Source organism: Caulobacter sp. GW456-12-1-14-TSB4 (genome assembly GCF_059424195.1).
Genome location: NZ_JBWKZF010000008.1, coordinates 148765 through 174109 on the forward strand (window position 1 = coordinate 148765; position 25345 = coordinate 174109).

The 25345-nt window shown below is 68.7% G+C and carries 23 protein-coding genes; 12 read left to right on the forward strand and 11 right to left on the reverse strand.

Annotation, left to right across the window (positions count from 1 at the left end):
- The first annotated feature begins 11 nt into the window (after positions 1 to 11).
- From AC07YH_RS10135 to AC07YH_RS10155, 5 genes are all read left to right on the forward strand, one after another.
- Entirely contained in the window at positions 12 to 1064 is a 1053-nt protein-coding gene (locus AC07YH_RS10135) for a 1,9-bis(guanidino)-5-aza-nonane synthase (protein WP_494746873.1), read from the forward strand.
- A gap of 61 nt (positions 1065 to 1125) precedes the next feature.
- A complete protein-coding gene (locus AC07YH_RS10140) occupies positions 1126 to 1899 on the forward strand; it encodes an acid phosphatase (RefSeq protein ID WP_494746874.1) in 774 nt (257 codons plus the stop codon).
- Between the two features lie 172 nt (positions 1900 to 2071).
- Entirely contained in the window at positions 2072 to 2854 is a 783-nt protein-coding gene (locus AC07YH_RS10145; protein WP_494746875.1) for an acid phosphatase, read from the forward strand.
- Positions 2855 to 3022: 168 nt separating this feature from the next.
- Positions 3023 to 3511, forward strand: coding sequence for a transcriptional repressor (locus tag AC07YH_RS10150; RefSeq protein ID WP_494746920.1), 489 nt, complete (start codon positions 3023 to 3025; stop codon positions 3509 to 3511).
- A 157-nt stretch (positions 3512 to 3668) separates the two neighbouring features.
- Positions 3669 to 4616 (forward strand): thioesterase family protein, encoded by a 948-nt coding sequence (locus tag AC07YH_RS10155; RefSeq protein ID WP_494746876.1) that lies wholly within the window; start codon positions 3669 to 3671, stop codon positions 4614 to 4616.
- A 141-nt stretch (positions 4617 to 4757) separates the two neighbouring features.
- On the opposite strand, the gene AC07YH_RS10160 is transcribed toward AC07YH_RS10155, so the two are convergent.
- Together AC07YH_RS10160 and AC07YH_RS10165 are read right to left on the reverse strand one after the other, a co-directional pair.
- Positions 4758 to 5651 (reverse strand): alpha/beta fold hydrolase, encoded by an 894-nt coding sequence (locus AC07YH_RS10160; RefSeq protein WP_494746877.1) that lies wholly within the window; start codon positions 5649 to 5651, stop codon positions 4758 to 4760.
- 159 nt (positions 5652 to 5810) lie between these two features.
- Complete coding sequence (locus AC07YH_RS10165; RefSeq protein WP_494746878.1) at positions 5811 to 6596, reverse strand: SH3 domain-containing protein; 786 nt, start codon at positions 6594 to 6596, stop codon at positions 5811 to 5813.
- 87 nt (positions 6597 to 6683) lie between these two features.
- Here AC07YH_RS10165 and AC07YH_RS10170 point away from each other — a divergent pair, with 87 nt between their 5' ends.
- Positions 6684 to 7544 (forward strand): crotonase/enoyl-CoA hydratase family protein, encoded by an 861-nt coding sequence (locus AC07YH_RS10170; protein WP_494618938.1) that lies wholly within the window; start codon positions 6684 to 6686, stop codon positions 7542 to 7544.
- 43 nt (positions 7545 to 7587) lie between these two features.
- Here AC07YH_RS10170 and AC07YH_RS10175 read toward each other — a convergent pair whose 3' ends face one another.
- The 6 genes from AC07YH_RS10175 to AC07YH_RS10200 form a co-directional block, all read right to left on the reverse strand.
- Positions 7588 to 9015 carry an alpha/beta hydrolase gene (locus AC07YH_RS10175; protein ID WP_494746879.1) on the reverse strand — a complete coding sequence of 476 codons (1428 nt, stop codon included), beginning with the start codon at positions 9013 to 9015 and terminating at the stop codon, positions 7588 to 7590.
- Between the two features lie 63 nt (positions 9016 to 9078).
- On the reverse strand, positions 9079 to 9825 hold the full coding sequence (locus AC07YH_RS10180) for a MipA/OmpV family protein (protein ID WP_494746880.1): 747 nt from the start codon (positions 9823 to 9825) through the stop codon (positions 9079 to 9081).
- Between the two features lie 66 nt (positions 9826 to 9891).
- On the reverse strand, positions 9892 to 11121 hold the full coding sequence (locus tag AC07YH_RS10185; protein WP_494746881.1) for a pentapeptide repeat-containing protein: 1230 nt from the start codon (positions 11119 to 11121) through the stop codon (positions 9892 to 9894).
- Between the two features lie 333 nt (positions 11122 to 11454).
- The gene (locus AC07YH_RS10190; RefSeq protein WP_494746882.1) at positions 11455 to 12414 is read right to left on the reverse strand and encodes a magnesium transporter CorA family protein; all 960 of its coding nucleotides are present in this window, start codon (positions 12412 to 12414) and stop codon (positions 11455 to 11457) included.
- Between the two features lie 142 nt (positions 12415 to 12556).
- On the reverse strand, positions 12557 to 13258 hold the full coding sequence (locus AC07YH_RS10195) for a CHAP domain-containing protein (RefSeq protein WP_494618943.1): 702 nt from the start codon (positions 13256 to 13258) through the stop codon (positions 12557 to 12559).
- 66 nt (positions 13259 to 13324) lie between these two features.
- Positions 13325 to 14422 (reverse strand): acyltransferase family protein, encoded by a 1098-nt coding sequence (locus AC07YH_RS10200; RefSeq protein ID WP_494746883.1) that lies wholly within the window; start codon positions 14420 to 14422, stop codon positions 13325 to 13327.
- 131 nt (positions 14423 to 14553) lie between these two features.
- Here AC07YH_RS10200 and AC07YH_RS10205 point away from each other — a divergent pair, with 131 nt between their 5' ends.
- Together AC07YH_RS10205 and AC07YH_RS10210 are read left to right on the forward strand one after the other, a co-directional pair.
- Positions 14554 to 15342, forward strand: a complete 789-nt coding sequence (locus AC07YH_RS10205; RefSeq protein WP_494746884.1) for a TerC family protein — start codon at positions 14554 to 14556, stop codon at positions 15340 to 15342.
- Between the two features lie 120 nt (positions 15343 to 15462).
- Entirely contained in the window at positions 15463 to 17061 is a 1599-nt protein-coding gene (locus AC07YH_RS10210) for an MDR family MFS transporter (RefSeq protein WP_494746885.1), read from the forward strand.
- Between the two features lies 1 nt (position 17062).
- Here AC07YH_RS10210 and pstS read toward each other — a convergent pair whose 3' ends face one another.
- Both pstS and AC07YH_RS10220 read right to left on the reverse strand, forming a co-directional pair.
- Positions 17063 to 18070: a phosphate ABC transporter substrate-binding protein PstS gene (pstS, locus tag AC07YH_RS10215; protein ID WP_494746886.1), complete on the reverse strand. Its 1008-nt coding sequence runs from the start codon at positions 18068 to 18070 to the stop codon at positions 17063 to 17065.
- Between the two features lie 98 nt (positions 18071 to 18168).
- On the reverse strand, positions 18169 to 20328 hold the full coding sequence (locus AC07YH_RS10220; protein ID WP_494746887.1) for a primosomal protein N': 2160 nt from the start codon (positions 20326 to 20328) through the stop codon (positions 18169 to 18171).
- A gap of 124 nt (positions 20329 to 20452) precedes the next feature.
- On the opposite strand from AC07YH_RS10220, the gene AC07YH_RS10225 reads away from it, so the two are divergent.
- From AC07YH_RS10225 to AC07YH_RS10240, 4 genes are all read left to right on the forward strand, one after another.
- Entirely contained in the window at positions 20453 to 21130 is a 678-nt protein-coding gene (locus AC07YH_RS10225) for a DUF484 family protein (protein ID WP_494746888.1), read from the forward strand.
- Complete coding sequence (locus AC07YH_RS10230) at positions 21127 to 22056, forward strand: tyrosine recombinase XerC (RefSeq protein WP_494746889.1); 930 nt, start codon at positions 21127 to 21129, stop codon at positions 22054 to 22056. Before AC07YH_RS10225 ends, AC07YH_RS10230 begins: the two co-directional genes overlap by 4 nt.
- A gap of 149 nt (positions 22057 to 22205) precedes the next feature.
- Positions 22206 to 24188 (forward strand): methyl-accepting chemotaxis protein, encoded by a 1983-nt coding sequence (locus tag AC07YH_RS10235; RefSeq protein WP_494746890.1) that lies wholly within the window; start codon positions 22206 to 22208, stop codon positions 24186 to 24188.
- A 164-nt stretch (positions 24189 to 24352) separates the two neighbouring features.
- Entirely contained in the window at positions 24353 to 24919 is a 567-nt protein-coding gene (locus AC07YH_RS10240) for an alpha-ketoglutarate-dependent dioxygenase AlkB (protein ID WP_494746891.1), read from the forward strand.
- On the opposite strand, the gene AC07YH_RS10245 is transcribed toward AC07YH_RS10240, so the two are convergent.
- Positions 24916 to 25335 (reverse strand): hypothetical protein, encoded by a 420-nt coding sequence (locus tag AC07YH_RS10245; protein WP_494746892.1) that lies wholly within the window; start codon positions 25333 to 25335, stop codon positions 24916 to 24918. The two genes, AC07YH_RS10240 and AC07YH_RS10245, sit on opposite strands and share 4 nt — an antisense overlap.
- Positions 25336 to 25345 lie beyond the last annotated feature (10 nt).

Genomic DNA, 25345 nt, shown 5'->3' on the forward strand with positions numbered 1-25345 from the left:
GAACCTCTGTCATGAACGCTCCCGTTCCGAACAACACCAAGGCCGAACTGCTGCAGAACGTCGTCGAGCACATCGACATCACGTCGTTCGACGCCCGTCCGATCATCGACTCCATGCGCAAGATGTCGTTCAGCTCGCGCGACACCGCCCGCGCCGCCGACATCTTCAACATGGCCCTGGCCGACAAGGCCTGCTCGCCCTGGCTGATCCTGGCCGGTTCGACCTCGGCCGGCGGCTGCATGCACGTGTACCGCGACATGGTGAAGAACGGCATGATCGACGCCGTGGTCGCCACCGGCGCCTCGATCGTCGACATGGACTTCTTCGAAGCCCTCGGCTTCAAGCACTACCAGGCCGCCGGCCCGGTCGATGACAACGTCCTGCGCGACAACTACATCGACCGCATCTACGACACCTATATCGACGAAGAAGAGCTGCAGAACTGCGATCACACGATCCTGGAGATCTGCAACCGCCTGGAGCCGCGCGCCTACAGCTCGCGCGAGTTCATCTGGGAAATGGGCAAGTGGCTGTCGGAAGGCAACGCCAAGAAGCCCGGCTCGCTGATCCAGACCGCCTATGAAGAAGGCGTGCCGATCTTCTGCCCGGCCTTCGTCGACAGCTCGGCCGGCTTCGGCCTGGTCAAGCACCAGAAGGAACGCATCGCCGCCAAGCAGCCCTATCTGATGATCGACGCGGTCGCGGACTTCCGCGAACTGACCGACATCAAGATCGCGGCCGGCACCACGGGCCTGTTCATGGTCGGCGGCGGCGTGCCCAAGAACTTCGCCCAGGACACCGTCGTCTGCGCCGAGATCCTCGGCGTCGAGGCCGACATGCACAAGTACGCCATCCAGATCACGGTCGCCGACGTGCGCGACGGCGCCTGCTCGTCGTCGACGCTGAAGGAAGCCGCTTCGTGGGGCAAGGTCGACACCACCTACGAACAGATGGTCTTCGCCGAAGCCACCACGGTCGTGCCGCTGATCGCTTCGGACGCCTATCACCGCGAAGCCTGGAAGGGCCGCGAGAAGCCGCGTTGGAACAAGCTGTTCGGCAAGTAAGCTTGATCCGACTCTAGCGAAAATGCAGGGTCCCCGGAGTTTCTCCGGGGGCCCTTTTCGTATGCGTGTTCTGGCCCTTGCCGCCGTCCTGACCTTGGCCGGCTGCGCCACCTTGAGCGGCGATGACGCCCCGACCGGACGCTACCTGACCAAGGCGCAGTTCGACGCCCGCGACCACCTGGCCCCGCCGCCCGCCAAGGGCTCGCCGGAAGCGGAGAAGGATCGCCAGATCTTCCTGGCCACCCGCAAGCTGGAAGGTACGCCGCGCTGGGCGATCGCCCAGGCCGACGACAACGAAGAGCATCTGCTGGCGGACTACACTTGCGCGCTGGGCTACACGCCGACGCGCGAGCGCAATCCCAAGCTCAACGCCATGCTGCTGCGCCTGGGCCGCCAGGTCGATGGCGAGGTGGCCCGCGCCAAGCTGAAGTACCGCCACCCCCGCCCCTTCCGGTCCGAGAAGGGCGCGCTCTGCATCAAGCCCAGCCTGGGCTTCGCCCTGACCCCGGACTATCCGTCCGGCCACGCCACCTGGGGCTGGACCGTGGGCCTGCTGCTGGCCGAAGCCGCGCCGGACCGCTCCGAGGCGGTGCTGGCCCGCGCCCGCGCCTTTGGTGAGAGCCGGGTGATCTGCGGCGTCCACAACGCCAGCGCCGTCGAGGCCGGCCGCAAGACCGCCGAGAACCTGATCGCCGCCCTGTGGAGCTCCGAGGCCTTCAAGACCGACCTGGCCGGGGTCCGCGCCGAGCTGGATGCGACCCGTGCAGCGGCCTCCCCGCCCGACCCGGCGCGCTGCACCGCCGAGGCCAACCTGCTGAGCGCGCCGCTGCTCTAGAGCATGGCAGCCGAAAGTGTGGGCGGTTTCGGCGCCTGCCATGCTCCAAGTATTTGACGAGAGCCTGTCTGTTTCAGATTTCATCTGAAACAGACAGGCTCGGGCGGCAGCCTTGCGACTGTCACGTTCCAGGCGCAGTTTCCCCCGCACCTAGTTCGGGGAGATCTTCCGTATGCGCTTCAAGCTCGCCCTCGCCGCCGGCGCGGCCGTCGTCATCGCCGCCTCCGGCTTCGCCGTGGCCCGCCAGGCCGCTCCGCAGCAGCAGGGCTACCTGCCGCCCGGCGCGCTGGACACGTCCAAGGTCCTGCCGCCCGCGCCCAAGGAAGGCGAGCCGCGCTACGAGAACGACCGCAAGATCTTCCTGGCCACCCGCGCCCTGAAGGACACCCCGCGCTGGACCCTGGCCCAGAACGACGTCGACGAGCGCAAGATCGTCGGCGACTTCGCCTGCGCCATGGGCTTCACCCCCGATCCGGCCAAGTTGCCCAAGCTGACGGCCCTCTTGATGAAGCTGCGCTTCGACGTCGGCGACGCGGTCAACAAGCCCAAGGACCTCTACCAGCGCAAGCGCCCCTACCTGATCGACGAGGGTCCGATCTGCGTCGACAAGAGCGACGCCCTAGCCAAGAGCCCGGACTATCCGTCGGGCCACACCACCTGGGGCTGGACCGTCGGCCTGATCCTGGCCGAGGCCGACCCAGCCCACGCCACGCCGATCCTGGCCCGCGCCCGCAGCTTCGGCGAAAGCCGCCTGGTCTGCGGCGTCCACAACTCCAGCGCCATCGACGCCGGCCGCACCAACGGCGCGGCCCTGGTCGCCGCCCTGCACGGCTCCAAGGCCTTCCGCGACGACCTGGACGGTGTGCGTGAAGAGATCGCCGAAGCCCGCAAGTCGGCCGCCGCCCCGGCCCAGTGCGACGCCGAAGCCGCGCTGATCGCCAAGTCGCCGTACTAATTCCCCTCTCCGCTCATCCCCGCGAAAGCGGGGAGCCAAGTGGACGTTCAGGATCAAGCTGGGCCGAGGTGCGAAATCCCTCGGCTCAGCTTGGGTCCCCGCTTTCGCGGGGATGAGCGGATGGGGTGAGTGGTTGCGCACATGTGCGCGGCGCTCTACCTGTGGGGCATGGCCCACGGCTCTCCTTGCGGACACGATCATCATAACCACGGCGTCGCTGGCGCCTCCCTGGCCGCCGAGCTCGCGGCGGCCGAGGCCCGCTGCGCGGCCGCCGAGCAGCGCCTGACCGCGCCCCGTCGGCGGGTGCTGGAGCTGCTCCTGGAAGCCGGCCAGCCGGTGAAGGCCTATGACCTGATCTCGACCTTCGGGGGCGACGGCCCGCCGGCCAAGCCGCCGACCGTCTACCGCGCCCTCGACTTCCTGGAGAAGCAGGGCTTCGCCCACCGGATCGAGAGCCTCAACGCCTATGTCGCCTGCCGCAAGGAGGCCGACGGCCACGCCGCCGCCTTCCTGATCTGCGACTGCTGCGGCGCGACCCGCGAGATCGAGCCCAAGGCCAGCGCCGACATCATCGCCGCCGGCGCCTCGGCGGGCTACGCCCTGACGGCGGTGACGATCGAGGCCCACGGCCTCTGCGCCGATTGCAAGCAGGGCTAACGCCCCCTCCTCCGCTCATCCCCGCGAAAGCGGGGACCCAAGCGGCGTGGAAAGGTCTGGCGCAGCGCGAAATCCCGAACTCAGCTTGGATCCCCGCTTTCGCGGGGAGGAGCGGTTGAGGTATTGGCGTTATTCAAAGCCAAGATCGGGACAAAGAATGACGACCGCTGAGACCCTCCCCGGCGTCGAGATCTGGCGCGGCGGCGTCAACACCTGGGACTGTGACGAGATGGGGCACATGAACGTGCGCCACTATGTCGTCCGCGCCCAGGAGGGGCTGATCGGCCTGGCCGCCGAACTGGGCATGCCGCAGGCGTTTTCGCCGCACGCCAACGCCACCCTGCTGGTCAAGGAGCACCACGTCCGCTTCCTTCGCGAGGCCCATGCCGGCGCGCCCCTGACCATGCTGGGCGGGGTGATCGAGATGGGCGAGACGGAAGCCAAGCTGCTGCAGCTGCTGGTCCATCCGGGCTCGGGCGAACTGGCCGCGACCTTCCAGACCACCGTCGTCCACGCCACGCCACGCGAGGGCCAGCCGTTCCCGTGGCCGAAGATCGCCCGTGAGCGCGCGGCGGCCCTGAAGGTGGAAATCCCGGAGAAGGCCCAGGCCCGCAGCATGGACCTGTCGCCCTTCACCCCGACCGCCAGCCTGGACCGCGCCGAGACGCTGGGCCTCTCGCGGATCGGCCTGGGCGGCCTGCTGCCGTCCGATTGCGACGTATACGGACGGATGCGCGCCGAGCAGTTCATCGGCCGGGTCTCGGACGGCATCGGCTCGTTCATCCACCCGTTCCGCGACGTCGTGGTCGCGCACGCGGACAACAAGCCGACGCGGACCGGCGGCGCGGTGCTGGAGTACCGGATCGTCTACCTGGCCTGGCCGCGCGCCGGCGACCGGGTGGAGATCCGCTCGGGGCTGATCGGCACGGACGCGCGGACCATGCGGGTGGCGCACTGGCTGCTGGACCCGGCGACGGGCGAGCCGTGGGGGACCTCGGAGGCGGTGGCGATCACGTTTGACCTGGATGCGCGCAAGGTGGTCCCGGTGAGCGAGGCGGCGCGGGCGGCGTTGGCCGTGCATGAGGTGAAGGGTTTAGCCCTCTAGAACCCCCAACTCCGTTTCCCCGGCGAAAGCCGGGGCCCAGATTCAGCCTGAGCGGTTTGGGATGACGCGCCAGATTCCGAGCTATTCGGTTTCGCGCCCTGGGTTCGATCTGGGTCCCGGCTTTCGCCGGGAAGAACGGGTTTATGGAGCCGTCGCCATATCGAACAGCGCGTCCCGCACCACGTCCGGCCGCTCCATCGGCAGGAAGTGGCTGGTCCCCTCGACGACCTCGATCTTCACGTCCCGCCCCCGCCGCGCGAACCGCTCGCCCACGACGCAGGTCGAATGCTTCTGAGCCTTCAGGATCCGCACCGGGGCCTTCACCTGCTTCACCGCCCGCCACGGATCATGCGCCTGAGCGGCGTAGTTCGAGGCCTCCCACGCGGGCGCGCAGGCCAGCTCGACCTTGCCGTCCTGGCGCTGGACGAAGCCGCCGGCGACATAGTCGGCCAGCATGGTCTCGGGCCAGGTCTTGAAGGCGCCACGGCCCTTGTAGCCGGCGAACACCTGCTCGCGGTCGTCGAACACGGCCCGGCGGCGCAGGGCCGACTGGACCAGCGGCATGTGCTTCCAGAGCCGTCCCGAGGTCCACGGCGCCTTGGCGTAGAGGGTGGCAAGCCACGGCATGATCACCGGGTCCAGCAGGACGAGGCCCTTGACCCGGTCCGGACGCTCGGCAGCCCCCAGCAGGCTGACCGTGCCGCCCATAGAGTGGCCGGCCAGCACCAGCGGCGGGCCGTCCAGGGCGTCCAGCAGGCCGGTCAGGTCATCGCGCAGGTCGCGCCACGAGCGGCGGCCCTCGGGATTGGCCGGCAGGGTCGTGTCGCCGTGGCCGCGCTGATCGATGGCCAGGATGCGCAAGCCCGCCGCCAGGGGCGACAGCAGCACGCGATAGGTCTGGGCGTTGAAGCCGTTGGCGTGGACGAAGACCACGTCGATCGGCCGGTCCTGGGGTCCGAACTCAAGGCCCGCGATCTCGCCGCCGGGAACGGCCACGGAGCGCTTGCGAGGTTCGCGAAAGACGGCCGCGTCCATCGGCTGGGCTCCTGTTACCGGCGTGTGACTAAGGTAGGCCTCCGAACCCCCGCCGTCCATGGAGCCGTGTGACGATACGCCATTCCCTGTCATCCCGGCCTTGGCCGCGTCAGCGCGGAGAGCCGGGATGACAAGGGTCTAGAGCGTTTCAGTCGGCTCCTAGGCCTGGGTCACCTGCCACTCGCCGCGCGCGTCCTTGCAGGCGCTGTAGCGCTGGCTGGAGGCGCGCTGGCCGCCGCCGGCGACCGAGGCGTCGATCACGCGGCAGCTGGCGACCTGCTGGCCGTAGGGACGCACCAGCGACGAGGCCGCGTAGCCGGTCGCATAGCCGTTGCGGCCGACCAGCACCCAGCCGCCCGTCGGGACCACGCCCAGGGCGTCGAAGCTCTCGCCCGCCGCGACCTTGCCGACCACCGCGCTCTTGGTCGACGGACCGGCGCGCAGGTTGGCGTTCGAGCTGGCGACATAGGCGCCGCCGGCGGCCTCGAAGCTGGGCAGGCTCTGGACGCCCGCGCCGTAACGGATGTTGCGGCCGTCGATCGGCGGGCCGTAGCTGGACGACAGCACGTCGATGCGGCCCGAATTGCCGGTGCGGCTGTTGGTCCAGGTCTGGGCGACGCCGGTCTCCAGCGCCTTCTTGGTGGCCTGTTCGGCCAGGTTGGCGTCGGTGGTCTGCATGCGGCAGCCGATATAGCCGCCCGCCGCCGCGCCGGCGGCCGCGCCGACCAGGGTGCCGAGGGTCTTGTTCTTGCCGCCGACCTTGTTGCCGAGCAGAGCGCCGGCCGCCGCGCCGATCAGGGCGCCGCCTTCCTGCTTGCCGCCCGAGCCTTCGCAGGCGAACAGTCCGCCCAGGCCGCGCGACTGGGCCAGCACCGGAGCCGGCGCGGCGATCAGGCTGGAGGCCGTGGCGGCGATGGCCAGGGCGGTGAACATGTTGCGGGTCATTGGCGGAGATCCTCTTCCGTCAGGTCAGTGTTGTCGTCGTCTCCCGCCCGGTTGATAGTGTTATCAACGATAAGGGAGACCAAAGGCATGAGCGGCCACGATCAGGACGAGTATAGCTGTTTCAAGGTCGAGATCGAGGCCGGCGTCGCGCACATCCAGTTGAAGCGCCCCGAAGCCATGAACACCATGACACGGCCCTTCTGGAACGAGCTTCCCGCAATTGTAAAAGATATTGATGACAATGCGCGGGCCCGCTGCATCGTCATCTCCTCGACCGGCAAGCACTTCAGCGCCGGCATGGACCTTTCGGTGTTCACCGACGACGAGGGCGTCACCGCCAGCCGTGACGGCGACCGCCACGTGGCCGGCGAGAGCTTCCGCCGCTTCGTCCACGTGCTGCAGGACAGCTTCAGCTGCCTGGACAAGGCCCGCATGCCGGTGATCATCGCCATCCAGGGCGGCTGCATCGGCGGGGCGGTCGACTTCGTCAGCGCCTGCGACATCCGCTACGCCAGCGCCGACGCCTTCTTCCAGATCCAGGAGATCAACATCGGCATGACCGCCGATGTCGGCACCTTCCCGCGCCTGTGCAAGCTGATCCCCGAGGGCTGGGTGCGCGAACTGGCCTATACGGGTCGCCGCCTGCCGGCCCAGCGCGCCAAGGAGATCGGCCTGGTCAACGAGGTGTTCGACACCCACGAGGCGCTCGTGGATCACGCCCTGGCCACCGCCCGCGAGATCGCCGAGAAGTCGCCCCTGGCCGTGGCCGGCAGCAAGGTGATGATCAACTACGCCCGGGATCACTCGATCGCGGACGCCCTGGACTACATCGCCACCTGGCAGACGGGGATGTTCTCGGGCGCGCACATGGCCGAGGCGTTCACCGCCAAGGCGCAGAAGCGGGACGCGGTGTATCCGGACCTGCTGCCGCTGAAGAAGAAGATGTAAGGACCTGAAGCCCTCTCTCTATGAGAGAGGGTTTTCTTTCGCCCTACCCCGCGTACGTAAACGCCATCGGCGCATCCGCCGCCGGCAGGCAGCTGCGGTCGATCGGCTTGGTCGGGTCCTGGAAGAAGCTGCGGATCGCCTTGCGGGCGCACGGGCTGTTGCGCGACACGCCGTGGGTGGCGTTGGTCACGATGACCACCTGCGAGCCCTGGTAGCCCTTGGCGGCGGCCAGGGTCAGGGGCGGCGGGCAGCCGGGGTCGATCTCGGCGGCCAGGAACAGGGTCGGGATGGCGGTCTTGACCGGTTCCTGTTCGGCCTTGGAGATCGGACCCACGTCCAGCGCCTTGCAGACGTCGTGGATGCGCTGCATCGACACCACCATCAGGCGGGCGACGGGGTCCTTCTCGGTGCCGTCCGCCACGGCGGCGCGGCTCTCGAACGGGATTTCCTCCTTGCAGAGGTGGGTCATGAACTGGCCCTCGCTGTAGTAGTCGCGGTTGTCGACGAACTCGGCGACCGGCGACAGGTCGCCCTCGATCACCTTCCAGATGTCGCGCGGCAGCACGCCGGCGGTGAAGTAGCTGGCGTCCATCAGCCAGCCGCCCAGGTCGTCGGCCGTGTAGGTCTTGCCGCCCACGGTCTGCGGGCCGGCGAGGTAGCGCTCGGCGACCACGGCCAGCTTGGCCTTGAGGTCCGGATAGCGCTTGGCGCACTCGGCCACGACCGCGCACTTGGCCATGACGATGTCGATCGAGGTCGAGACCATGGCCGGACCGCCGACGGTCCAGTCGGCCTCGGGCGGCCACGGCGAGTCCTGCACCACCGCCCGCACGCCCTGCGGCTCATGGGCCTGGATCGCGGCCTCGATGCGGGTGCCGTACGAACCGCCGAACAGGTCGATCTGCTTGTAGCCAAGCAGCTTGCGGATGTCCTGGACGTCCTTGGCCACCTCGACGGCATTGTAGCGCGAGATATCCACGCCCTTGGCCTGGAAGGCCTTCAGGCAGGCGACAATGCCTTGGGCGTCCTGGTCGGTCGGCGGGCCGGCGTCGGTCAGGTGGGTGCCGGGGCAGTCGAGATTGGGGCTGGAGAGGCCGCCGCCGCGCTGGTCGATGAACACCCAGTCCTGGTCCAGCGCCACGAACTCGCGCGAGGTCTTGCTGGCCAGCAGGCGCGGCAGGCCCTTCAGGGCCGAGCCGCCCGGACCGCCGTGCAGATAGATCACCGGCGGCTGGCCGGCCTTGGGTTCCGAAGCGTGGACGACCGCGAAGGCGACCTTGATCCGGCGGCTCTTGGCGCTGCCCCGCGTCTCGTCGACGACCAGGTTCATGCAGTCGACCTTCAGGCCTGTGGCCTTGTAGTCGCCGGCGCAGGCGGTCTTCTGGAGTTTCGGCGCGGTCGCGTGGGCGGCTCCGCCCAGGGCGGACAGGGCCAGAACGCCGGCGGCGGCGATCCAGGACAAACGCGACATCGAACACTCCTGCGATTTTTCGTGCATCAACACCAAGGTTAATGCCCACCGCAAGACCTCTCTCTAAAAGCGATAGGTCATCGAGACGACGGCCGAGGTCTGCGTCCGGTCGCGGACGATCGGACTGTTCCTGGCCTCGCCGACGATGTTGCCGAGCGCGCCCGTCGCGACGAGGTTGACCCGGTCGTTCACGCGATAGATGGCCGCCAGGCTGGCCGTCACGTCCTTGACCCCGCCGCCCGGATGGAAGACCGGCAGGCCCGAGGCCGCGGACTGGACCCCGGTCACCCCAAAGTAGCGGTCGTTATAGCTGCGGTCGGCCCAGGTCGCCGAGACGGCGGGCATCAGGACGAGACGCCTGGACAGCGGCACGGGGACCGCGAGGCTGCTGTCCACCAGGGTTCCGGCGACGCCGCCGGACAGGACCTTGGTCGCGCCGAGGCTCAAGCGCACGCCGTGCCGCTTGTAGTCGACCGCGACCCGCGCGCCGAGGCCGCTGCCCAGGCGCCCGATCCCGACCGGCGTGTCCGCCTGCCGATAGCCGCGCACATAGGTCGTCGCCGCCGAAACGATCAGCCCGTGGGTCTTGACCACCTGGTAGCCGATCCCCTTGCGCGGATTGGCGAAGAAGCGACCGTAGCGCAGCTCGACCACCGGCACGACGGCGACACGGTAGCGGTCGGAGCCCTGGTAGCGGGGGACGCTGAGCACGGCCACGCCCAGCACGGTCCGGTCCTGCATGATGGTCGGGACGTTGAACGCCGGCGCAGCGGCTTCGGGCGCGCCGCCCGAAGCGGGATAAAGGATCATGTCTGGCCTCCTCGCCCCATAGACGCCGCCGCGGCGGCAGTCCCCCATCGGGCGGCAGGCGAGAGGCTAGAGGCCGGGCGGCATCTCGGCGTCGGTCAGGTCGGCGCCGTCGAGGCGGGCGCGGCTCAGGTCGGCCTCGATGAAGCGGGCGCGGGGCGCGCTGACGCCCTTCAGATTGGCGCCGCGCAGGATGGCGCGGGTCAGGTCGGTGCGGATGACCCGGCCCTCGGCGATCTTCAGCGGGCCGAGCTTGGCGCCAGTCAGGTCGGCGCGGGTCAGTTGGGCGTCCACGAGGCGCGCGCCGCGCAGGTCGGCCCCGCGCAGCTTGGCCCCGCGCAAATCCGCGCCGGCCAGGTTCGCGCCTTGCAGCTGGGCGCCGTCCAGGTCCATGCCGAAGAACACCGCCTTGGGGGCGTAGAGGCCCGACAGGCGGCGATCCTTCAGACGGCGCAGCGGACGGAAATCGACCTCGGCCGCCTTGGCCGCCCAGCCCTCGCGGCCGTCCGACTTGCAGAACAGCTCGTGGGCTTCCAGCACCTCGTTGAGGGGCAGGTCGTCGACATAGATGATCGGCGGCGGGGCGCGCAGCACCTCGGTCAGGTCGGCGTCGGTCAGGTCGGCGCCGCTGACGTCGACGCCCACCATGATGGCCCGGCGCAGCGAGACCTTGGCCATGTCGGCATTATGCAGGTTGGCGCCCGATAGGTCGGCCCCGTCCATGACCGCGTTGGCCAGCTTCGCGCCCTGCAGGGTGACGTTGGAGAGGTCGGCGTCGGTGAAGTCGGCCTGGCGCGCGAAGGCCCCCGACATCTGGGCGCCGTTCAGGTTGGCCCCCTGCAGCATGGCGTAGTCCAGCTCGCCCGGCCGCTTGGAGTGCTCCAGGATCCGCAGGCCCTTCTCGCCATCCTGCACGGCGGTGACGCCCTCGCGCAGGTCGCAGCTGGAGAGGTTGGCTCCGCCCAGATTGGCCCCGCGCAGGCAGGCTCCGCGCATGTCGCAGCGGGAAAGATCGGCGTCGCGCAGGTCGCTGTCGCGCAGGTCGGTCCCGTACAGCGTCGCGCGGGTCAGCTTGGCCCGGCGCAGCGAGGCGCCGCCCAGCAGCGCCCCGGTCAGGTCGGCCTCCGACAGGTCGACGCCGTCCAGCTCGTAATTGTTCAGGTTGACGTACTGCAGCACCGCCCGGCGCCCCTTGGGCAGGCCCTTCAGGTACCGAGCATGGCTTTCCAGCGCCTCACGCACCGCGGACGGGTGGAGATTGCGGATCAGGCTCGGTCGTGAAGACGCGGCGGACGGCATAGCGGTAGCGGAGCGCTCCGGCGGGTACGCGGTGAACTGGGGAACGGTCTCCAAGGTGCCAGATCAGCTTTAATCCATCGTTTAGAGCGCGGTGGATTGTCGCGGAGAGGTGTGGATTTCTGGGTCCTGAAACCCCTCTCTCATGGAGAGAGGGAGGGGCCCATCGCGAAGCGATGGGAGGGTGAGAGGGTACGCCCTCACCAAATGAAACTCTGACCTAGCAGCGCGTACTTCAAGGATTTCCGGATTTTCCGGCAGGCGGTGAAACCTCTCACCCTCCCACGCCTTCGGCGCGGGCCCCTCCCTCTCTCTAAGAGAGAGGGATTTTACCCCCTACAGCCACCCCTTCCGCCTGAACCACAGCAGCGGCGCGGCCGCCGCCAGGATCATGAAGCCGATGGCCATGGGGTAGCCCTCCAGCCACTGCAGCTCGGGCATGTGGACGAAGTTCATGCCGTAGATGCCGGCCACCAGGGTCGGGGGCAGGAAGATCACCGAGAACACCGAGAACACCTTGAAGATCGAGTTCTGCTCGATGTTGATCAGGCCCAGCGCCGCGTCGAGCAGGAAGGTGATGTTGCTGGCCACGTAGCTGGAGTGGTCGGTGATCGACTGGACGTCGCGCTGCAGCGATTTCAGGTGGTCGCGCAGTTCCTTTGAGCCATCGAACTGGTCGGCCAGGGCCGCGAAGCTGAGCAGGCGAGCCAGGCTGACCAGGCTGTCGCGGGCCTTGGAATTGACGTTCTGGGCCCGGCCCAGGCGGTTGAGGATGCTCTCGAACGCCGCGCCGCGCGGGCGGCTGAAGATGGCGCGCGACTGCACCTCGACCTCGGCGGCGGTGCGCTCGAGGATGTCGGCGGTGCGGTCGACGATGGCGTCCAGCAGACCCAGGAAGGTCTGCAGGCCGTTAGGGCACAGGCTGGGCTGGCGCTCGGCCTGGGCGGCGAACACCGAGAAGGCCTTGGGCTCGACATAGCGGATGGTGATCAGCCGCGCGCCGGCCAGGACGAAGGTGACGGGGGCGGCGGTCGGCAGGTCGCCGTCGGCGTTGACCAGCACCGTGGCGGTCATGAACGTGCCGCCGTCCTCCTGGTAGAGGCGCGAGGAGGCCTCGATCTCGGCCATCTCTTCCCGCGTGGGCAGCAGCAGCCCGATCGACTGCTCGACGGCGACTTCCTCGGCGCGGGTGGGTTCGACCAGCTCGATCCAGACGGCGTCGGACGGCACCCGCCAGTCGGGCGACAGACCGCCGGCCTCGAAGCCCGGCGCGCCATGACGGAGAATTCTAAGCATTGAGCCGCCCCTCAAGCCTGCCCGTCGGGCAGGCTTGCTCCTTGAGAGGCGCGTTCTAACGGCGAAACCGAATACACTTTCGCCTAACGCGCTGCGGGTCGGGTGTGCCCCGGCCCGCGTTCAAGGTCAACGCGCTCCCGATTTAGCGGGGAGCGTTCTGCTTGTTGCTCGTGTCGCTCGACGAACCACCACCAGCGGCGGCCTCGATCAGGGCGGCGATACGATCGGTCGAGTCCGCGGCCTGGCCGATGATGTCCAGCGGCGAGGAACGAACCGAATTGGCGACCTGGTTGGCGGCCTGCTTGGCGGCCGAGACCACGGCGTTCTGGGCCATGGCGATCTTGCTGGTCGCGACGGCGATCTTGGTCGCCTGGGCGTCCTGGTAGATGAAGCCGTTGGTCGGATAGACGCTGGTGCCGAGGTCGCGGATCGGGTCGTACCAGACCTTGACCTGCGTCCAGTCGCCGTTGGGCGAGACGTCGACGACGGTGACGTCCTTTTCGATCTGGCCGCGATCGCCTTCGATGATCGACCAGTTGGCGTGGGTGACCTGGATGACCCGATCCGTGAGCACCTGGCTCACGAAGGCCACGTGGCCAAGGTTCATGCGGGCGGTGGGCTTGAAGGAGAGGACGGAGCCGATCTTCGGCACCGAACCGGTGTCATACTTGCCAGCGGCCTGGCCCCACCACGTCCGGGCGTCGCCAAAGATCTGGATACCCGACATCAGACGGGCGAACGGTACGCATTGCCAATAGCCGTCAGCACTGGCCGTCACCGGCGCAAAGCTGATCATGGCGGCGGCAAGCAGGGAACCCAGAAGGGCCCTGGTCCGTTTCGTCATGCTGTGGGTACTCCCCCGCGTCACTGGGCAAGGGATAACCTTCTCAGAAAGACGTGAAAAGAGTGTTTATGCCGCACCCGCGAGCGCCAAGCGGCGCTGTTTCCAGTGCGCCGCCCAAGTCTTCATGCGCTCCCGACACGGACTTTCGATGATGTGGTAGGAGATCGCCGACAGCGGGACCAGCGAGGCGACAATCAAGGCCCAGACCAGAACCGGCAGCTTGTCGCCATCGATATTGAGCAGCTTGCCCGCCGCATTGATCGCCAGGATCTTCCACGGGATGCAGATCATGTAGGTCGAGTAGCTGATCTCGCCGAGATAGACGAAGACTGCCTGTCCAGCAAACTCGAAACCGGTCTTGGCGAGGCTGGCGAGCATGAAAATAAGCCCCCCAAGAAGCATCACAATAACCAGATCGGGTGCGGAAAACTGGATCGCGCCAAGCGTGGCCATGCCCAATAAAGCGGCGCCGTAGCCGGCAAGTCGGCTGGGGAATCGGTCCGAGCGCCACAAGGCGTGCAGCGCGCAGCCGAAGGCGAAGCACGGCACGATGCGCAAGGCGCCCCACTGGATGGTCGCCTCGGTCAGCGGGAAACCGGCCAAGGCCTGGAAGACGGGATAGATCACGGCGATGAACGCCAGCGCGCCCAGCACCGCGATCAACGGCCGCTCGCGCAGCCTCCACGCCGCGAAGGCGAAGGCCGGGAAGGTCAGGTAGGCGAACCACTCGGCCGAGATCGACCACGAGGCGTGGTTCCAGCCCGATACGGGGGCGAAGCCCCAGGCGTGGACCAGCAGCAGGTTCGCCGGCAAGGCTTTCCAGGCCAGGATGTTGGCGTCGACGGAGATCCCCACGAGGCCCGCGACGATCGCCATGGCCCCGACGCCGGCCAGGGTGGCCAGGTGCAGCGGATAGACCCGCGCCAGCCGGTTCCACAGGAAGTCACCGTAGCGGAACCGCCCCTCCCCGAAGCCGCGCAGATAGACGTGGCAGAGGATGAAGCCCGACAGGACGAAGAACGCCTCGACCCCCAGATAGCCCTTTTCGGCGATCGCCGGCGTGAAACCGACGTCCAGCTTGGGCCAATAGTGGAACATCACCACCCAGAAGGCGGCGAAGAACCGCAGCGCGGTCAGGGGCTTGATGTGGGCGGCGTCCTGCATCGACGGCGTTCCTTAAGGGCCCGGTCCTTCCGCCCCCACGGTGGAAAGATCAGCGTTACCCGCCTATCTCGCTGTGTTACATGTATGCGTACGCGAAACGACGGCTTGGCCGATAACCTTAGAGAGGACCGATGAACGAACTCCTTAGCCTCGTCGCCGACCCGGCCGCTTGGGCCGCGCTGGTGACCCTGGTGGTCATGGAAGTGGTCCTCGGCATCGACAACCTGGTCTTCATCTCGATCCTGTCGAACAAGCTGCCGCCCGAGCACCGCACGCGGGTCCGCCGCATCGGCATCTCGCTGGCGCTGATCATGCGCCTGGTGCTGCTGTCGACCATCGCCTTCATCGTCGGCCTGACCGCGCCGGTCTTCGACCTGGGCATCGCCGGCCCGGTCGGTTCGCACGGCGAGCCCGGCTTCGAGACCGCCTTCTCGTGGCGCGACCTGATCCTGATCGCCGGCGGCGTCTTCCTGATCTGGAAGGCGACCAAGGAGATCCACCACAGCGTCGATCCCGGCAAGAGCGACGACGTGCTGGAGAAGGACAAGACCACCCAGGTCATCTCCAACGTCGGCGCGGCGATCTTTCAGATCATCCTGCTGGACCTGGTGTTCTCGATCGACTCGATCCTGACCGCCGTCGGCATGACCGACCACCTGCCGATCATGGTCGCCGCCGTGATCATCGCCGTGACCGTGATGCTGCTGGCCGCCGACCCGCTGGGCAACTTCATCAACGACAACCCGACCGTCGTGATGCTGGCCCTGGGCTTCCTGCTGATGATCGGCACCGTGCTGATCGCCGAGGGCTTCGGCGCCCACGTGCCCAAGGGCTACATCTATACGGCCATGGCCTTCTCGGCCGGGGTCGAGGGCCTGAACATGCTGTCGCGCAAGCGCGGGGCGAAGAAGGACCACTAGCGGCTCCCACCGAAATTGCGCTTTTGCCCTCGAAGGCCCCCTGAAGCGCGACGCCCCCTACATCCGCGCCCTGGAGCGTGGTAGTCGGCTCGCCCGGTTACCACGCTTCCCAGGGCCACGATGACCTCGCAGACCTTTACCGACGCCGAGCGCCGCCTGACCCTGACGGCGCTGATGATCGTCTTCCTGCTCAGCGCCCTGGACCAGACGATCGTCTCGACGGCCATGCCGCGGATCATCTCCGAGCTGAACGGCCTGAACCTCTATTCGTGGGTGACCACGGCCTACCTGCTGACCTCGACGGTGATGGTGCCGATCTGGGGCAAGCTGGGCGACATCTTCGGTCGCAAGCCGGTGCTGATCACCGGCATCTCGATCTTCCTGGCAGGCTCCTGGCTGTCGGGCCTGTCGGGCGAGTTCGGGACCATCCTGGGCATGCCGGGCATGGTCCAGCTGATCGTGTTCCGCGCCCTGCAGGGCATCGGCGGCGGCGCGCTGTTCACCACCGCCTTCGCCATCATCGCCGACCTCTATCCGCCGCGCGAGCGGGGCAAGTTCGCCGGCATCTTCGGCTCGGTGTTCGGCCTGGCCAGCGTGCTGGGCCCCATCATCGGCGGCTATTTCACCGACCACGGCACCGTGCAGATCGGGACCCAGACGATCGCCGGCTGGCGCTGGGTGTTCTACATCAACCTGCCGCTGAGCTTGCTTTCGCTGTTCATGGTCATCGTCAAGATGCCGCCGCTTGAGCATCGCCGGGCCGGCAAGATCGACTTCCTGGGCGCGGCCCTGCTGATCGCCGCCTTCGTGCCGCTGCTGCTGGCGCTCAGCCTGGGCGGCCACAACTTCGCCTGGCGCTCGCCGCAGAGCCTGGGCCTGTTCGCCCTGGCCGCCGTGTCGCTGGCCGCCTTCGTGGTGGCCGAGACCAAGGTCTCCAACCCGATCCTCCCCATGCACCTGTTCCAGAACAAGGTGTTCACCACCGCCAACCTGGCCGGCTTCCTGATCTCCATGGCCTTCATGGGCGTGGTGATGTTCCTGCCGCTGTTCCTGCAGCTGGGCCGGGGCGTGCCGGCCACGGTCAGCGGCATGACCATGCTGCCATTGATGGCCGGCCTGATCATCAGCAGCACGGTCGCCGGTCAGCTCGTCTCCAAGACCGGCAAGTACAAGCCCTACATGCTGGGCGGCGCGACCATCCTGCTGGTGGCGGTGTTCCTGCTGCACGACCTGTCGAAGATCCACAGCCTGCCGCTGCTGTGCGCCCTGCTGGCCTTTGTCGGCCTGGGCCTTGGCCCCGGCCAGAGCCTGTTCAACATCGCCACCCAGAACGCGGTCGACCCGCGCGACATCGGCGTGGCCACCAGCTCCAACCAGTTCTTCCGCCAGATCGGCTCGACCGTCGGCGCGGCCCTGGCCGGGACCCTACTGACCGCGCGCCTGGCCAGCCTGCCCGGCGGCGGCCTGGACCTGGGCAAGCTGGAAGGCATGGCCGTCCAGGCCGCCGCCAAGGGCCAGGCGGCCCACGCCGACCCGGTGCTGCAAGGCGCGCTGATCAACGCCGTCAGCGGCGTGATGGTCGCGGCGCTGTTCGTGATCGCCGCCGGCCTTCTCGTGATCCTGATGATCCCCGCCCTGCCCCTGCGCTCGCACCAACCGGCGGCGGGCGCCCCAATTTCAGGCAAGGATGGGCTGGTCAAGGACGAGCCGACGAACTGAGCTATTTCCAGCGGGCCTGCACCGCCGTCTTCACCGAGGCCGGCACCGGCGCATAGCCCAGGGCCGTGACGTCGGCGTCGCCGTTCGCATAGCCCCAGGTGAAGAAGTCGCGCACCCGCTTGGCGCGGTCGGGCGCGGCGTCGTCGCGCAGCAGGCCGTAGCTGACCAGGACCAGCGGCCAGGTGGCCTTGCCCGGCCGGTCCAGGGTCTGGACGCCGAAGCCCTTGCTGGCCGTCCACGGCGCGCCGCTGGCGAAGGACGAGAACGCGGCCGGCGACGGCGTCACGAACGCCCCGTCGTGGTTCTTCAGCGCCACCAGGTCCAGCTTGTGGTCCAGGGCGTAGGCGTATTCGACATAGCTGATCGTGCCCATGGTGCCGGACATGATCTCGCTGATCCCGGCATTGCCCTTGCCGCCCAGACCGGTCGGCCAGTTCACCGTCTCGCCCGCGCCGGGGCCGGACTTCCATTCGGGGCTGACCGACGACAGGTAGCTGGTCAGCAGCAGGCTCATGCTGGCCGGGTCGTTGCGATGGGCCACGGTGATCGGCCAGTCGGGCAGCTCGAGGCTCGGATTGAGGGCCTTCAGCGCCGGGTCGTTCCACTTGGTGATCTTGCCCAGGAAGATCGCCGCCACGGCCGGGGCGTCCAGCTTCAGCTTGCCGCTCTCCAGGCCGGGGACATTGGTGACCAGCACCGTCCCGCTGATCACGAACGGGAACTGGCTCAGGCCCTTGGCCTTCAGGTCGGCGTCCGACAGCGGCATGGCGGTGACGCCGAAGTCGGCGGCCTTGCTTTCGATCTGGCTGATGCCGAAGGCGGAGTTCTGGCCCGTATAGGCGATCGGTTCGCCGCCGGCCTTCTGGTAACCGGCGATCCAGGCCTTGAACAACGGCGACTGGATCGAACCGCCGGATCCTGTAAGCGGCGCGGGCGCCGTCTGGGCGGATGCGGAGCCGACAACGGCCAAACTCAACGCGAACGCCACCGACGCAAAAGCCGACTTCATGGGGTTTCCTCCGACCGCGACGGGTTCATCCCATCGTCAGGCGGCGGACAGTGGGCTCACAGTCCAGCTCGCGGGAATGTGGCGCGAGGCCGCATTACCTAGAGGAAGCTGTAGGGGTCCACATCAATCACAACGCGAACGGAGTTCGGAACCTTGGCCCGCGCCCGCCAGGCGGCCATGAAGCCTTGCAGGTCGACGGTGCGCTCGGCGCGGACCAGGAAGCGCTTGCGACGGCGGCCGCGCACCAGGGCCAGCGGCGCGTCGGCCGGGCCGAACACCTCCACGCCCTCGGCGTTGGGGATCACGGCCGCCAGGGCCTCGACATAGGCGTCCAGCGCCGCGCCATCCGGGCCCGAGGCGATCACCGCCGCCAGGCGTCCGAACGGCGGCAGGCCGGCGTCCTGGCGCATGCCCATCTCGGCCTCGATGAAGGCGTCGCGATCCTGGGCCTTCAGAGCCTGCATCACCGCGTGGTCGGGGGAATAGGTCTGCAGCAAGGCCCGGCCCGGTTTCTCGTGACGCCCGGCGCGGCCGGCGGCCTGGGCCAGCAGCTGGAACGTCCGCTCCCCGGCCCGCAGGTCGCCGCCGCGCAAGCTGAGGTCCGCATCGACCACGCCCACCAGGGTCAGGTTCGGAAAGTTGTGGCCCTTGGCCGCCGCCTGAGTGGCGACCAGGATGTCGATCTCGCCCGCCGCCATGGTCGCGACCAGGGTCTTGGCCGCCTCGGCGTCCATCACCGTGTCGGACGAGAACACCGCGATCCGCGCGTCGGGGAAGATGTGCCGCGCCTCTTCTTCCACGCGCTCGACGCCAGGGCCGATCGAGACCAGCGAGTCCTTGGCCCCGCAGTGCGGGCAGGCCTCGGGCTTCTTCATCGAGAAGCCGGTCAGGTGGCAGACCAGCCGCCCGGTGTAGCGGTGCTCGACCAGCCAGCTGTCGGTGTCGGGCGACTTCATCTTCTCGCCGCAGGCCTTGCACAGCACCAGCGGCGCATAGCCTCGACGGTTCAGGAACAGCATGGCCTGCTCGCCGCGCTGCAGGGTTACCGCCATCGCCTTGATCAGCGGCGGCGACAGCCAGCGGCCCGGCTCCGGCGGCGTCTGGCGCATGTCGACCAGATCGATGTCGGGCAGCTGCGCCGCGCCGTGGCGAGCCGATAGCCGCAGCCAGCGGTAGCGACCGGCCTGGGCGTTGAACAGGCTCTCCAGCGACGGGGTCGCCGAAGCCAGCAGCACGGAAGCGCCCTCGATCTTGGCGCGGGCCACGGCCAGGTCGCGGGCCTGGTAGATGAAGCCCTCTTCCTGCTTGAACGAGCTGTCGTGCTCTTCGTCCACGACGATCAGGCGCAGCTTGCGGAACGGCAGGAACAGCGCCGAGCGGGCCCCGACCACGATGCGGGCGTTGCCGCTGGCCACCGCCTCCCACACCTGCCGGCGACGCGGCGGCGAGACGCCCGAGTGCCACTCGGCCGGCAGGGCGCCGAAGCGCTGCTCGAAGCGGGCCAGCACGGCCTGGGTCAGGGCGATCTCCGGCAGCAGCACCAGGATCTGGGCCTCGGGGTCCTCCAGCGCGGCGGCGACGGCCTCCAGATAGACCTCGGTCTTGCCCGAGCCGGTCACCCCGTCCAGCAAAGCCGCCTGGAAGCCGCCGGCGTCCAGCATGTCCTTGAGCACATCGACGCAAGCCGCCTGGCCGGGGTTCAGGGTGCGCGGCGGCAGGGAGAGGTCCGGCTGCGGCAGGCCGCGCTCGGGCTCCACATAGTCGGCGACCAGCGCGCCTTCGTCGACCAGGCCCTTCACGACGCCGGCCGAGACGCCGGCGGCCGAGGCCAGGGCCGTGCTCGACAGCTTCACGCCCTCGGCGGCGGCCAGCACCTTCAGGCGCGCCGGGGTCATGCGGGCTGGCTGGGTTCCGCTCAGGACCAGCACCTTATCGGGCTTGGGCGGCGGATGACGCAGGCCGCGCAGGGCCATGGCCAGCGGCCAGCCGGGCAGGTCCACGGAGTAACGCGCCGCCCACTCGACGAAGGCCAAGACGCCCGGCGGCAGGGGCGGATCGTCCACCCGGCCCTGGATCACCTTCAAAGGCCGATTGCCGCCGGTCCCATCGCGCAGGGCGGTGACCACGCCGCGAATCACGCGGGGTCCCAGGGGCACGGCAACGTGGTCCCCGATGCTCAGATCGAGTCCGTCCGGCTCGGCGTAGTCGAAGGCCTCCGGCAACGGCATCGGCAGCAGGACGGAAGCGATACGGGACATGACGGGATGCTTTTGCCGCCAAACGCTCCCCAGGTCGAGAGCGGCGTCGCGGTCGTCATCAAGCGGACATTAACCGTCTTGCCCGCTTCATCCGGGTGGAGTGCTTTTTACCGTGGGGACGACGATGAGCGACGCGACGAACGCGAGCAGGAAACCGGTCGACGCCGACAGCGTGCGCGACTTCCTGCGCGTCCAGCCCGAATTCCTGCGCCAGAACGAGGACCTGCTGGGCGAGCTGGGCCTGCGGATCGACGCCGCCAATGTCGTCGACTTCGGACCCCGGGCCCTGGCCCGCGCCGCCGCCGCCCACAAGCGCGAGGCCAGCGTCCGCCAGGCGATCGAGGCCAATGCTCGCGCCAACTACTCGGCCCAGGCCCAGACCCACGCCGCGGTCATCGACCTGCTGGACGCCCGCAACCACTCGGACCTGGCCCGCCGCGTCGACGAGATGGCCCGCGCCCGCTTCGGCCTCGCGGCCGGTGTCGTGGCCCTGGAAGGCCCGACCCGCGTCCCGGCCGGCTGGTACATCCTCGCCGAAGGCCAGGTCGACATGATCCTGGGTGAAGCCCCGATCGCCCGCATGGGCTTCTTCGCTCCGGCCCTGCCGCTGTTCGGCGACGAAGCCGAGACCATCCGCAGCATGGCCCTGGTCCGCATGGCCCTGTGGGAACCGCGCCGCGAGGCCTTGATCGCCTTCGGTTCCAAGGACCCGGAAGGCTTCTCGGCCGACATGGGCACCGAGCTGGTGAACTTCCTGGCCCGCGTGGTCGAGCGCACCGCCGAACGCTGGCCGGTGTTGTGACCCAAGGCGTCGGGAGCGCCCGCCAGGCCTATGCCGCCTGGCTGGACTACCTGACGCTGGAGCGCCGGGCCTCGCCGCGCACGGTGCGGGCCTATGGCGACAACGTCCTGGCCTATCTGAACTTCCTGGAGCGACACCGGGGCGAGGCCGTCAGCCTGTCGGCCATGGGCGAGATCTCGGCCGCCGATCTGCGCGGCTATCTGGCCTTCCGCCGCCAGGGTGAGGACGCCCTGGCCCCGCGCTCGATCAGCCAGGCCCTGTCGTCGATCCGCGCCTTCCACCGCTATCTCGACCAGCGACACGGCGTGGCCAACGCCGCCGTCGAGCTGGTGCGCGGCCCGCGCCTGAAGGTCGGCCTGCCGCGTCCCGTCTCCGAGGACCAGGCCCGCGACCTGATCACGCAAGCCGCCGACGACACCGAGCGCGATCCCTGGGAGACCGCTCGCGACGAGGCGGTGCTGACCCTGCTGTGGGGCTGCGGCCTCCGCATCAGCGAAGCGCTGTCCTTGACCTTCGGCGCCGCCCCGCTTGGGCAGGCTATCCGCATCACCGGCAAGGGCGGCAAGACCCGGATCGTGCCGGTGCTGGACGCCGTGCGCGAGGCGATCGACGTCTATCTGAACGAGCTGCCGTTCGTGCTGACCGCCGACGAGCCGCTGTTCCGAGCCAAGCGCGGCGGGCCGCTGTCGCCGCGCCACGTCCAGGGCCTGGTCCAGACCCTGCGCGGACGCCTGGGCCTTTCGGACCGCGTGACGCCCCACGCCTTCCGCCACGCCTTCGCCACCCACCTGCTGGGCGCGGGCGCGGACCTGCGGGCGATCCAGGACCTGCTGGGCCACGCATCCCTGTCGACGACCCAGCGCTATACCCAGGTGGACGCCGCCGGACTACTGGCCGCCTATGCCGCGGCGCACCCGAAAGCTTGACCACTCGCGCCCAGGCTGCGTCAGTCTGTCGCGATTATTCATTCAAGCCTGAGCATTAACCGCGATTTTACGGCGTTGGGGTCTTGTAGCGGCGAAACGTGTGTTTTCGCCGGGCCCTCCCCCCGTCGCCCGCGCCGCATGAGGCTGTGATGAAGTTCGACGACCTGAAGATTTCCACCAAGGTTATGACCCCGGCGATCGTGCTGGCCCTGGTCGCCCTGGCTTGCGTCGGCGCCGGCGTCTGGCAGGTCAAGCGCGTCGAGAAGGCCGCCCAGATCCTGGTCAGCCAGCGCGCGCCCACCGAGCTGAACGCCGCCCGCTTCAACCGTCAGGTCGCCACCGTCGGCTACGCGGCCTACCGCACCGTCGCCAATGACGGCGCGTCGGAAGCCGCCAAGTCCGGCTCGGAAGACATCGAGAAGGCCTTCGCCGGCGGCAACGCCTTCCTCGACAAGGCCGCCCAGGCCGATCCGAGCGCGGCCAAGGACCTGAACGCCTTCCGCGCCCGCTTCAAGGCCGTCCACGACAACGCCCGCGCCGGCGCCGACATGGGCCTGCAGAACGCCAACGAAGCCGCCGTCATGATGATGGGCGGCATCGACACCGACATCGCCAAGCTGACCAAGGACGTCGCCGCCTGGATCGACCATCACAGCGTCGAGACCCAGGCCATGGTCGACAAGGCCAAGAAGGACGCCGCCTCGGGCGCGATCGTCCTGCTGCTGTTCGGCCTGCTCTCGGCCGGCGGGGCGCTGCTCTACGCCATGTGGGTCGGCTCGGCCAAGATCGCCAAGCCGCTGACCAACCTGTCCAAGACCATGGAAATCCTGGCCCAGGGCAGCGTCGACGTCGACGTCACGGGCGCCGAGCGCAAGGACGAGGTCGGCGCCATGGCCCGCTCGGTCCAGGTGTTCAAGGACAACGCCCTGGCCCTGCGCACCGCCGAAGCCGCCCAGCTGCGCGCCAGCGCCGAGACGGAAGCCGAGCGTCGCCGCAACCAGGAAATCGCCGAGGCCTCGGCCAAGGAACAGGCCTTCGTCATGGAAGCCATCGCCGGCGGCCTGGCCAAGCTGTCGGACGGCGACCTGACCTACCGCCTCGATCAACAGTTCCCGGAAGCCTACAAGCGCCTGCAAAGCGACTTCAACGGCGCCATCGCTCAGATGGAAGAGGCCATGGGCACGATCGTCCATGCCGCCAACAGCATCGGCGCGGGCTCGGACGAGATCGCCTCGGCCGCCGACGACCTGTCGCGCCGCAGCGAGCAGCAGGCCGCCAGCCTGGAAGAGACCGCCGCCGCCCTGGACGAGATCACCGCCACGGTGCGTCGTTCGTCGGCCGGCGCCCAGGAAGCTTCGAAGGTGGTCGGCTCGACCCGTGGCGACGCCGAGCGCTCCAGCATCGTCGTGCGCAACGCCGTCGAGGCCATGAACCAGATCGAGAAGTCGTCGCAGTCGATCAGCCAGATCATCGGCGTCATCGACGAGATCGCCTTCCAGACCAACCTGCTGGCCCTGAACGCCGGCGTCGAAGCCGCCCGTGCGGGTGAAGCCGGTCGTGGCTTCGCGGTCGTCGCCCAGGAAGTTCGCGCCCTGGCCCAACGCTCGGCCGACGCCGCCAAGGAGATCAAGACCCTGATCTCGACCTCGTCGCAGCAGGTCAACCAAGGCGTCAGCATGGTCGGCCAGACCGGCGAGGCCCTGCAGTCGATCGTCGGCAAGGTCAGCGAGATCGACGCCCTGGTTTCGGAGATCGCGGCCTCGGGCCAGGAGCAGGCCACCGGCCTCAACCAGGTCAACGCCGCCGTCAACCAGATGGACCAGACCGTCCAGCAGAACGCCGCCATGGTCGAGCAGTCGACCGCCGCTTCTCACTCGCTGAAGGGCGAGGCGGGCGCGCTGATGCAGATGATCGGCCGCTTCCGCGTCAATGGCGCGGTCGCCCAGACCACGACCACCAACCGCTCGACGCATCGCCCGGCCGCTCCGGTGCCGCGCGCGGCGGCTCCGGCTCCGAGCCGTGGTCCGGCCGCCGCCAGCGCGAGCAGCCGTCCGGGCGTCAACCCGGTCGCCGCCGCCCAGGCCAAGCTGGCCAAGGCCGTCGGCGCCAGCGATGACTGGGAAGAATTCTAAGACCCGCCCCAGCCCCCAAGGGATTGGCGGTGATCCGAGGTTCAGTAAGCGTAGCGTAAGCGCCTGCCCCCCTCGGGCGTTCCTCCCCTCTAAGACGCGTACGAGCCCCGCCGGTCCGCCGGCGGGGCTTTTTCTTGGGATGCGCCAGCCCCATCTCAGCAGGGATGCAGCCCGACCTGTTCGCGCCCGTACCGCCGCCCAACCTGCCGGCGGGATTTCGCTACCACCCCGACCTGATCACGCCGGACGAGGAACGCGCCCTCGTCGCCGCGTTCGAGGGTCTGGCGTTCAAGCCGTTCGAGTTCAGGGGCTATACCGGCCATCGTCAGGTCGCGTCGTTCGGCTGGCGCTACGACTTCAGCCGCCGCAGCCTCGATCCCACCACGCCGATCCCGGATTTCCTGCTGCCGCTGCGGGACAAGGTCGCCGCCTTCACCGGCCATGCGCCGGAGGCCTTCGAGCAGGCCCTGGTGTCGCTGTACGAGCCCGGCGCGGCGATCGGCTGGCACCGCGACCGGCCGGAATTCGACCAGGTGGCCGGCGTCTCGTTCCTGACGCCCTGCCGCTTCAGGCTGAGGCGTCCGGTCGAGGATGGCTGGGAGCGCAAGACCTTCGAGGCGGCGCCGCGCTCGGCCTATCTGCTGTCGGGCCCGTCGCGCACCGACTGGGAGCACAGCATCCCGCCGCTGGAGGCGCGGCGCTACTCGGTGACGTTCAGGACGCGGGCTTAGTGCAGCGGGTCGTTCTGGGCGATCAGCACGGAAACGGGACAGCCGTCGACCAGACGCGCCACGGCCCGTTCGCCATGGGCCTTGGGCAGCTTTGAAAGGGGCTGGGCTTTCAGGTCCTCAGGGTGGCCGGCCCGCTGCATCGGGTTGCTCCCGCAGCCCGTTATATAAGGCATACGGACAACTCGCTTCTTGGGTGGCGGCGCGGAGGTCCGGCCGATACGCGGCGAGGTGCTCCACGGGATCGAGCCGCGTTCCGCCTCGTCCATGATCGGCTTGGCCTTCTTAGGGAACGGCATCCGCAGCTGATCCACCCGCTCGTCCGTTGCAAACGGCTTCTGCTGCAGCAGGTAGCCCTTCTGGCCGGCCACGGGCGCGGCTTGCAGCAGGGCGGCGAAGGTCAGAGCAGTCAAAAGCATGGCGGGGCTC

Excerpts from the sequence above, each read along its gene's own strand:
- AC07YH_RS10155 (WP_494746876.1), top strand. The coding sequence starts at position 3,669 with ATGACGACCGCTGAGACCCTCCCCGGCGTCGAGATCTGGCGCGGCGGC.
- AC07YH_RS10225 (WP_494746888.1), top strand. The coding sequence starts at position 20,453 with ATGAGCGACGCGACGAACGCGAGCAGGAAACCGGTCGACGCCGACAGC.
- AC07YH_RS10195 (WP_494618943.1), bottom strand. The coding sequence starts at position 13,258 with ATGACGAAACGGACCAGGGCCCTTCTGGGTTCCCTGCTTGCCGCCGCC.
- AC07YH_RS10235 (WP_494746890.1), top strand. The coding sequence starts at position 22,206 with ATGAAGTTCGACGACCTGAAGATTTCCACCAAGGTTATGACCCCGGCG.
- AC07YH_RS10205 (WP_494746884.1), top strand. The coding sequence starts at position 14,554 with ATGAACGAACTCCTTAGCCTCGTCGCCGACCCGGCCGCTTGGGCCGCG.
- AC07YH_RS10170 (WP_494618938.1), top strand. The coding sequence starts at position 6,684 with ATGAGCGGCCACGATCAGGACGAGTATAGCTGTTTCAAGGTCGAGATC.
- AC07YH_RS10245 (WP_494746892.1), bottom strand. The coding sequence starts at position 25,335 with ATGCTTTTGACTGCTCTGACCTTCGCCGCCCTGCTGCAAGCCGCGCCC.
- AC07YH_RS10190 (WP_494746882.1), bottom strand. The coding sequence starts at position 12,414 with ATGCTTAGAATTCTCCGTCATGGCGCGCCGGGCTTCGAGGCCGGCGGT.
- AC07YH_RS10165 (WP_494746878.1), bottom strand. The coding sequence starts at position 6,596 with ATGACCCGCAACATGTTCACCGCCCTGGCCATCGCCGCCACGGCCTCC.
- AC07YH_RS10175 (WP_494746879.1), bottom strand. The coding sequence starts at position 9,015 with ATGTCGCGTTTGTCCTGGATCGCCGCCGCCGGCGTTCTGGCCCTGTCC.
- AC07YH_RS10200 (WP_494746883.1), bottom strand. The coding sequence starts at position 14,422 with ATGCAGGACGCCGCCCACATCAAGCCCCTGACCGCGCTGCGGTTCTTC.
- AC07YH_RS10135 (WP_494746873.1), top strand. The coding sequence starts at position 12 with ATGAACGCTCCCGTTCCGAACAACACCAAGGCCGAACTGCTGCAGAAC.
- AC07YH_RS10150 (WP_494746920.1), top strand. The coding sequence starts at position 3,023 with ATGGCCCACGGCTCTCCTTGCGGACACGATCATCATAACCACGGCGTC.
- AC07YH_RS10160 (WP_494746877.1), bottom strand. The coding sequence starts at position 5,651 with ATGGACGCGGCCGTCTTTCGCGAACCTCGCAAGCGCTCCGTGGCCGTT.
- AC07YH_RS10185 (WP_494746881.1), bottom strand. The coding sequence starts at position 11,121 with ATGCCGTCCGCCGCGTCTTCACGACCGAGCCTGATCCGCAATCTCCAC.
- AC07YH_RS10140 (WP_494746874.1), top strand. The coding sequence starts at position 1,126 with ATGCGTGTTCTGGCCCTTGCCGCCGTCCTGACCTTGGCCGGCTGCGCC.
- AC07YH_RS10240 (WP_494746891.1), top strand. The coding sequence starts at position 24,353 with ATGCAGCCCGACCTGTTCGCGCCCGTACCGCCGCCCAACCTGCCGGCG.
- AC07YH_RS10145 (WP_494746875.1), top strand. The coding sequence starts at position 2,072 with ATGCGCTTCAAGCTCGCCCTCGCCGCCGGCGCGGCCGTCGTCATCGCC.
- AC07YH_RS10220 (WP_494746887.1), bottom strand. The coding sequence starts at position 20,328 with ATGTCCCGTATCGCTTCCGTCCTGCTGCCGATGCCGTTGCCGGAGGCC.
- AC07YH_RS10210 (WP_494746885.1), top strand. The coding sequence starts at position 15,463 with ATGACCTCGCAGACCTTTACCGACGCCGAGCGCCGCCTGACCCTGACG.
- pstS (WP_494746886.1), bottom strand. The coding sequence starts at position 18,070 with ATGAAGTCGGCTTTTGCGTCGGTGGCGTTCGCGTTGAGTTTGGCCGTT.
- AC07YH_RS10180 (WP_494746880.1), bottom strand. The coding sequence starts at position 9,825 with ATGATCCTTTATCCCGCTTCGGGCGGCGCGCCCGAAGCCGCTGCGCCG.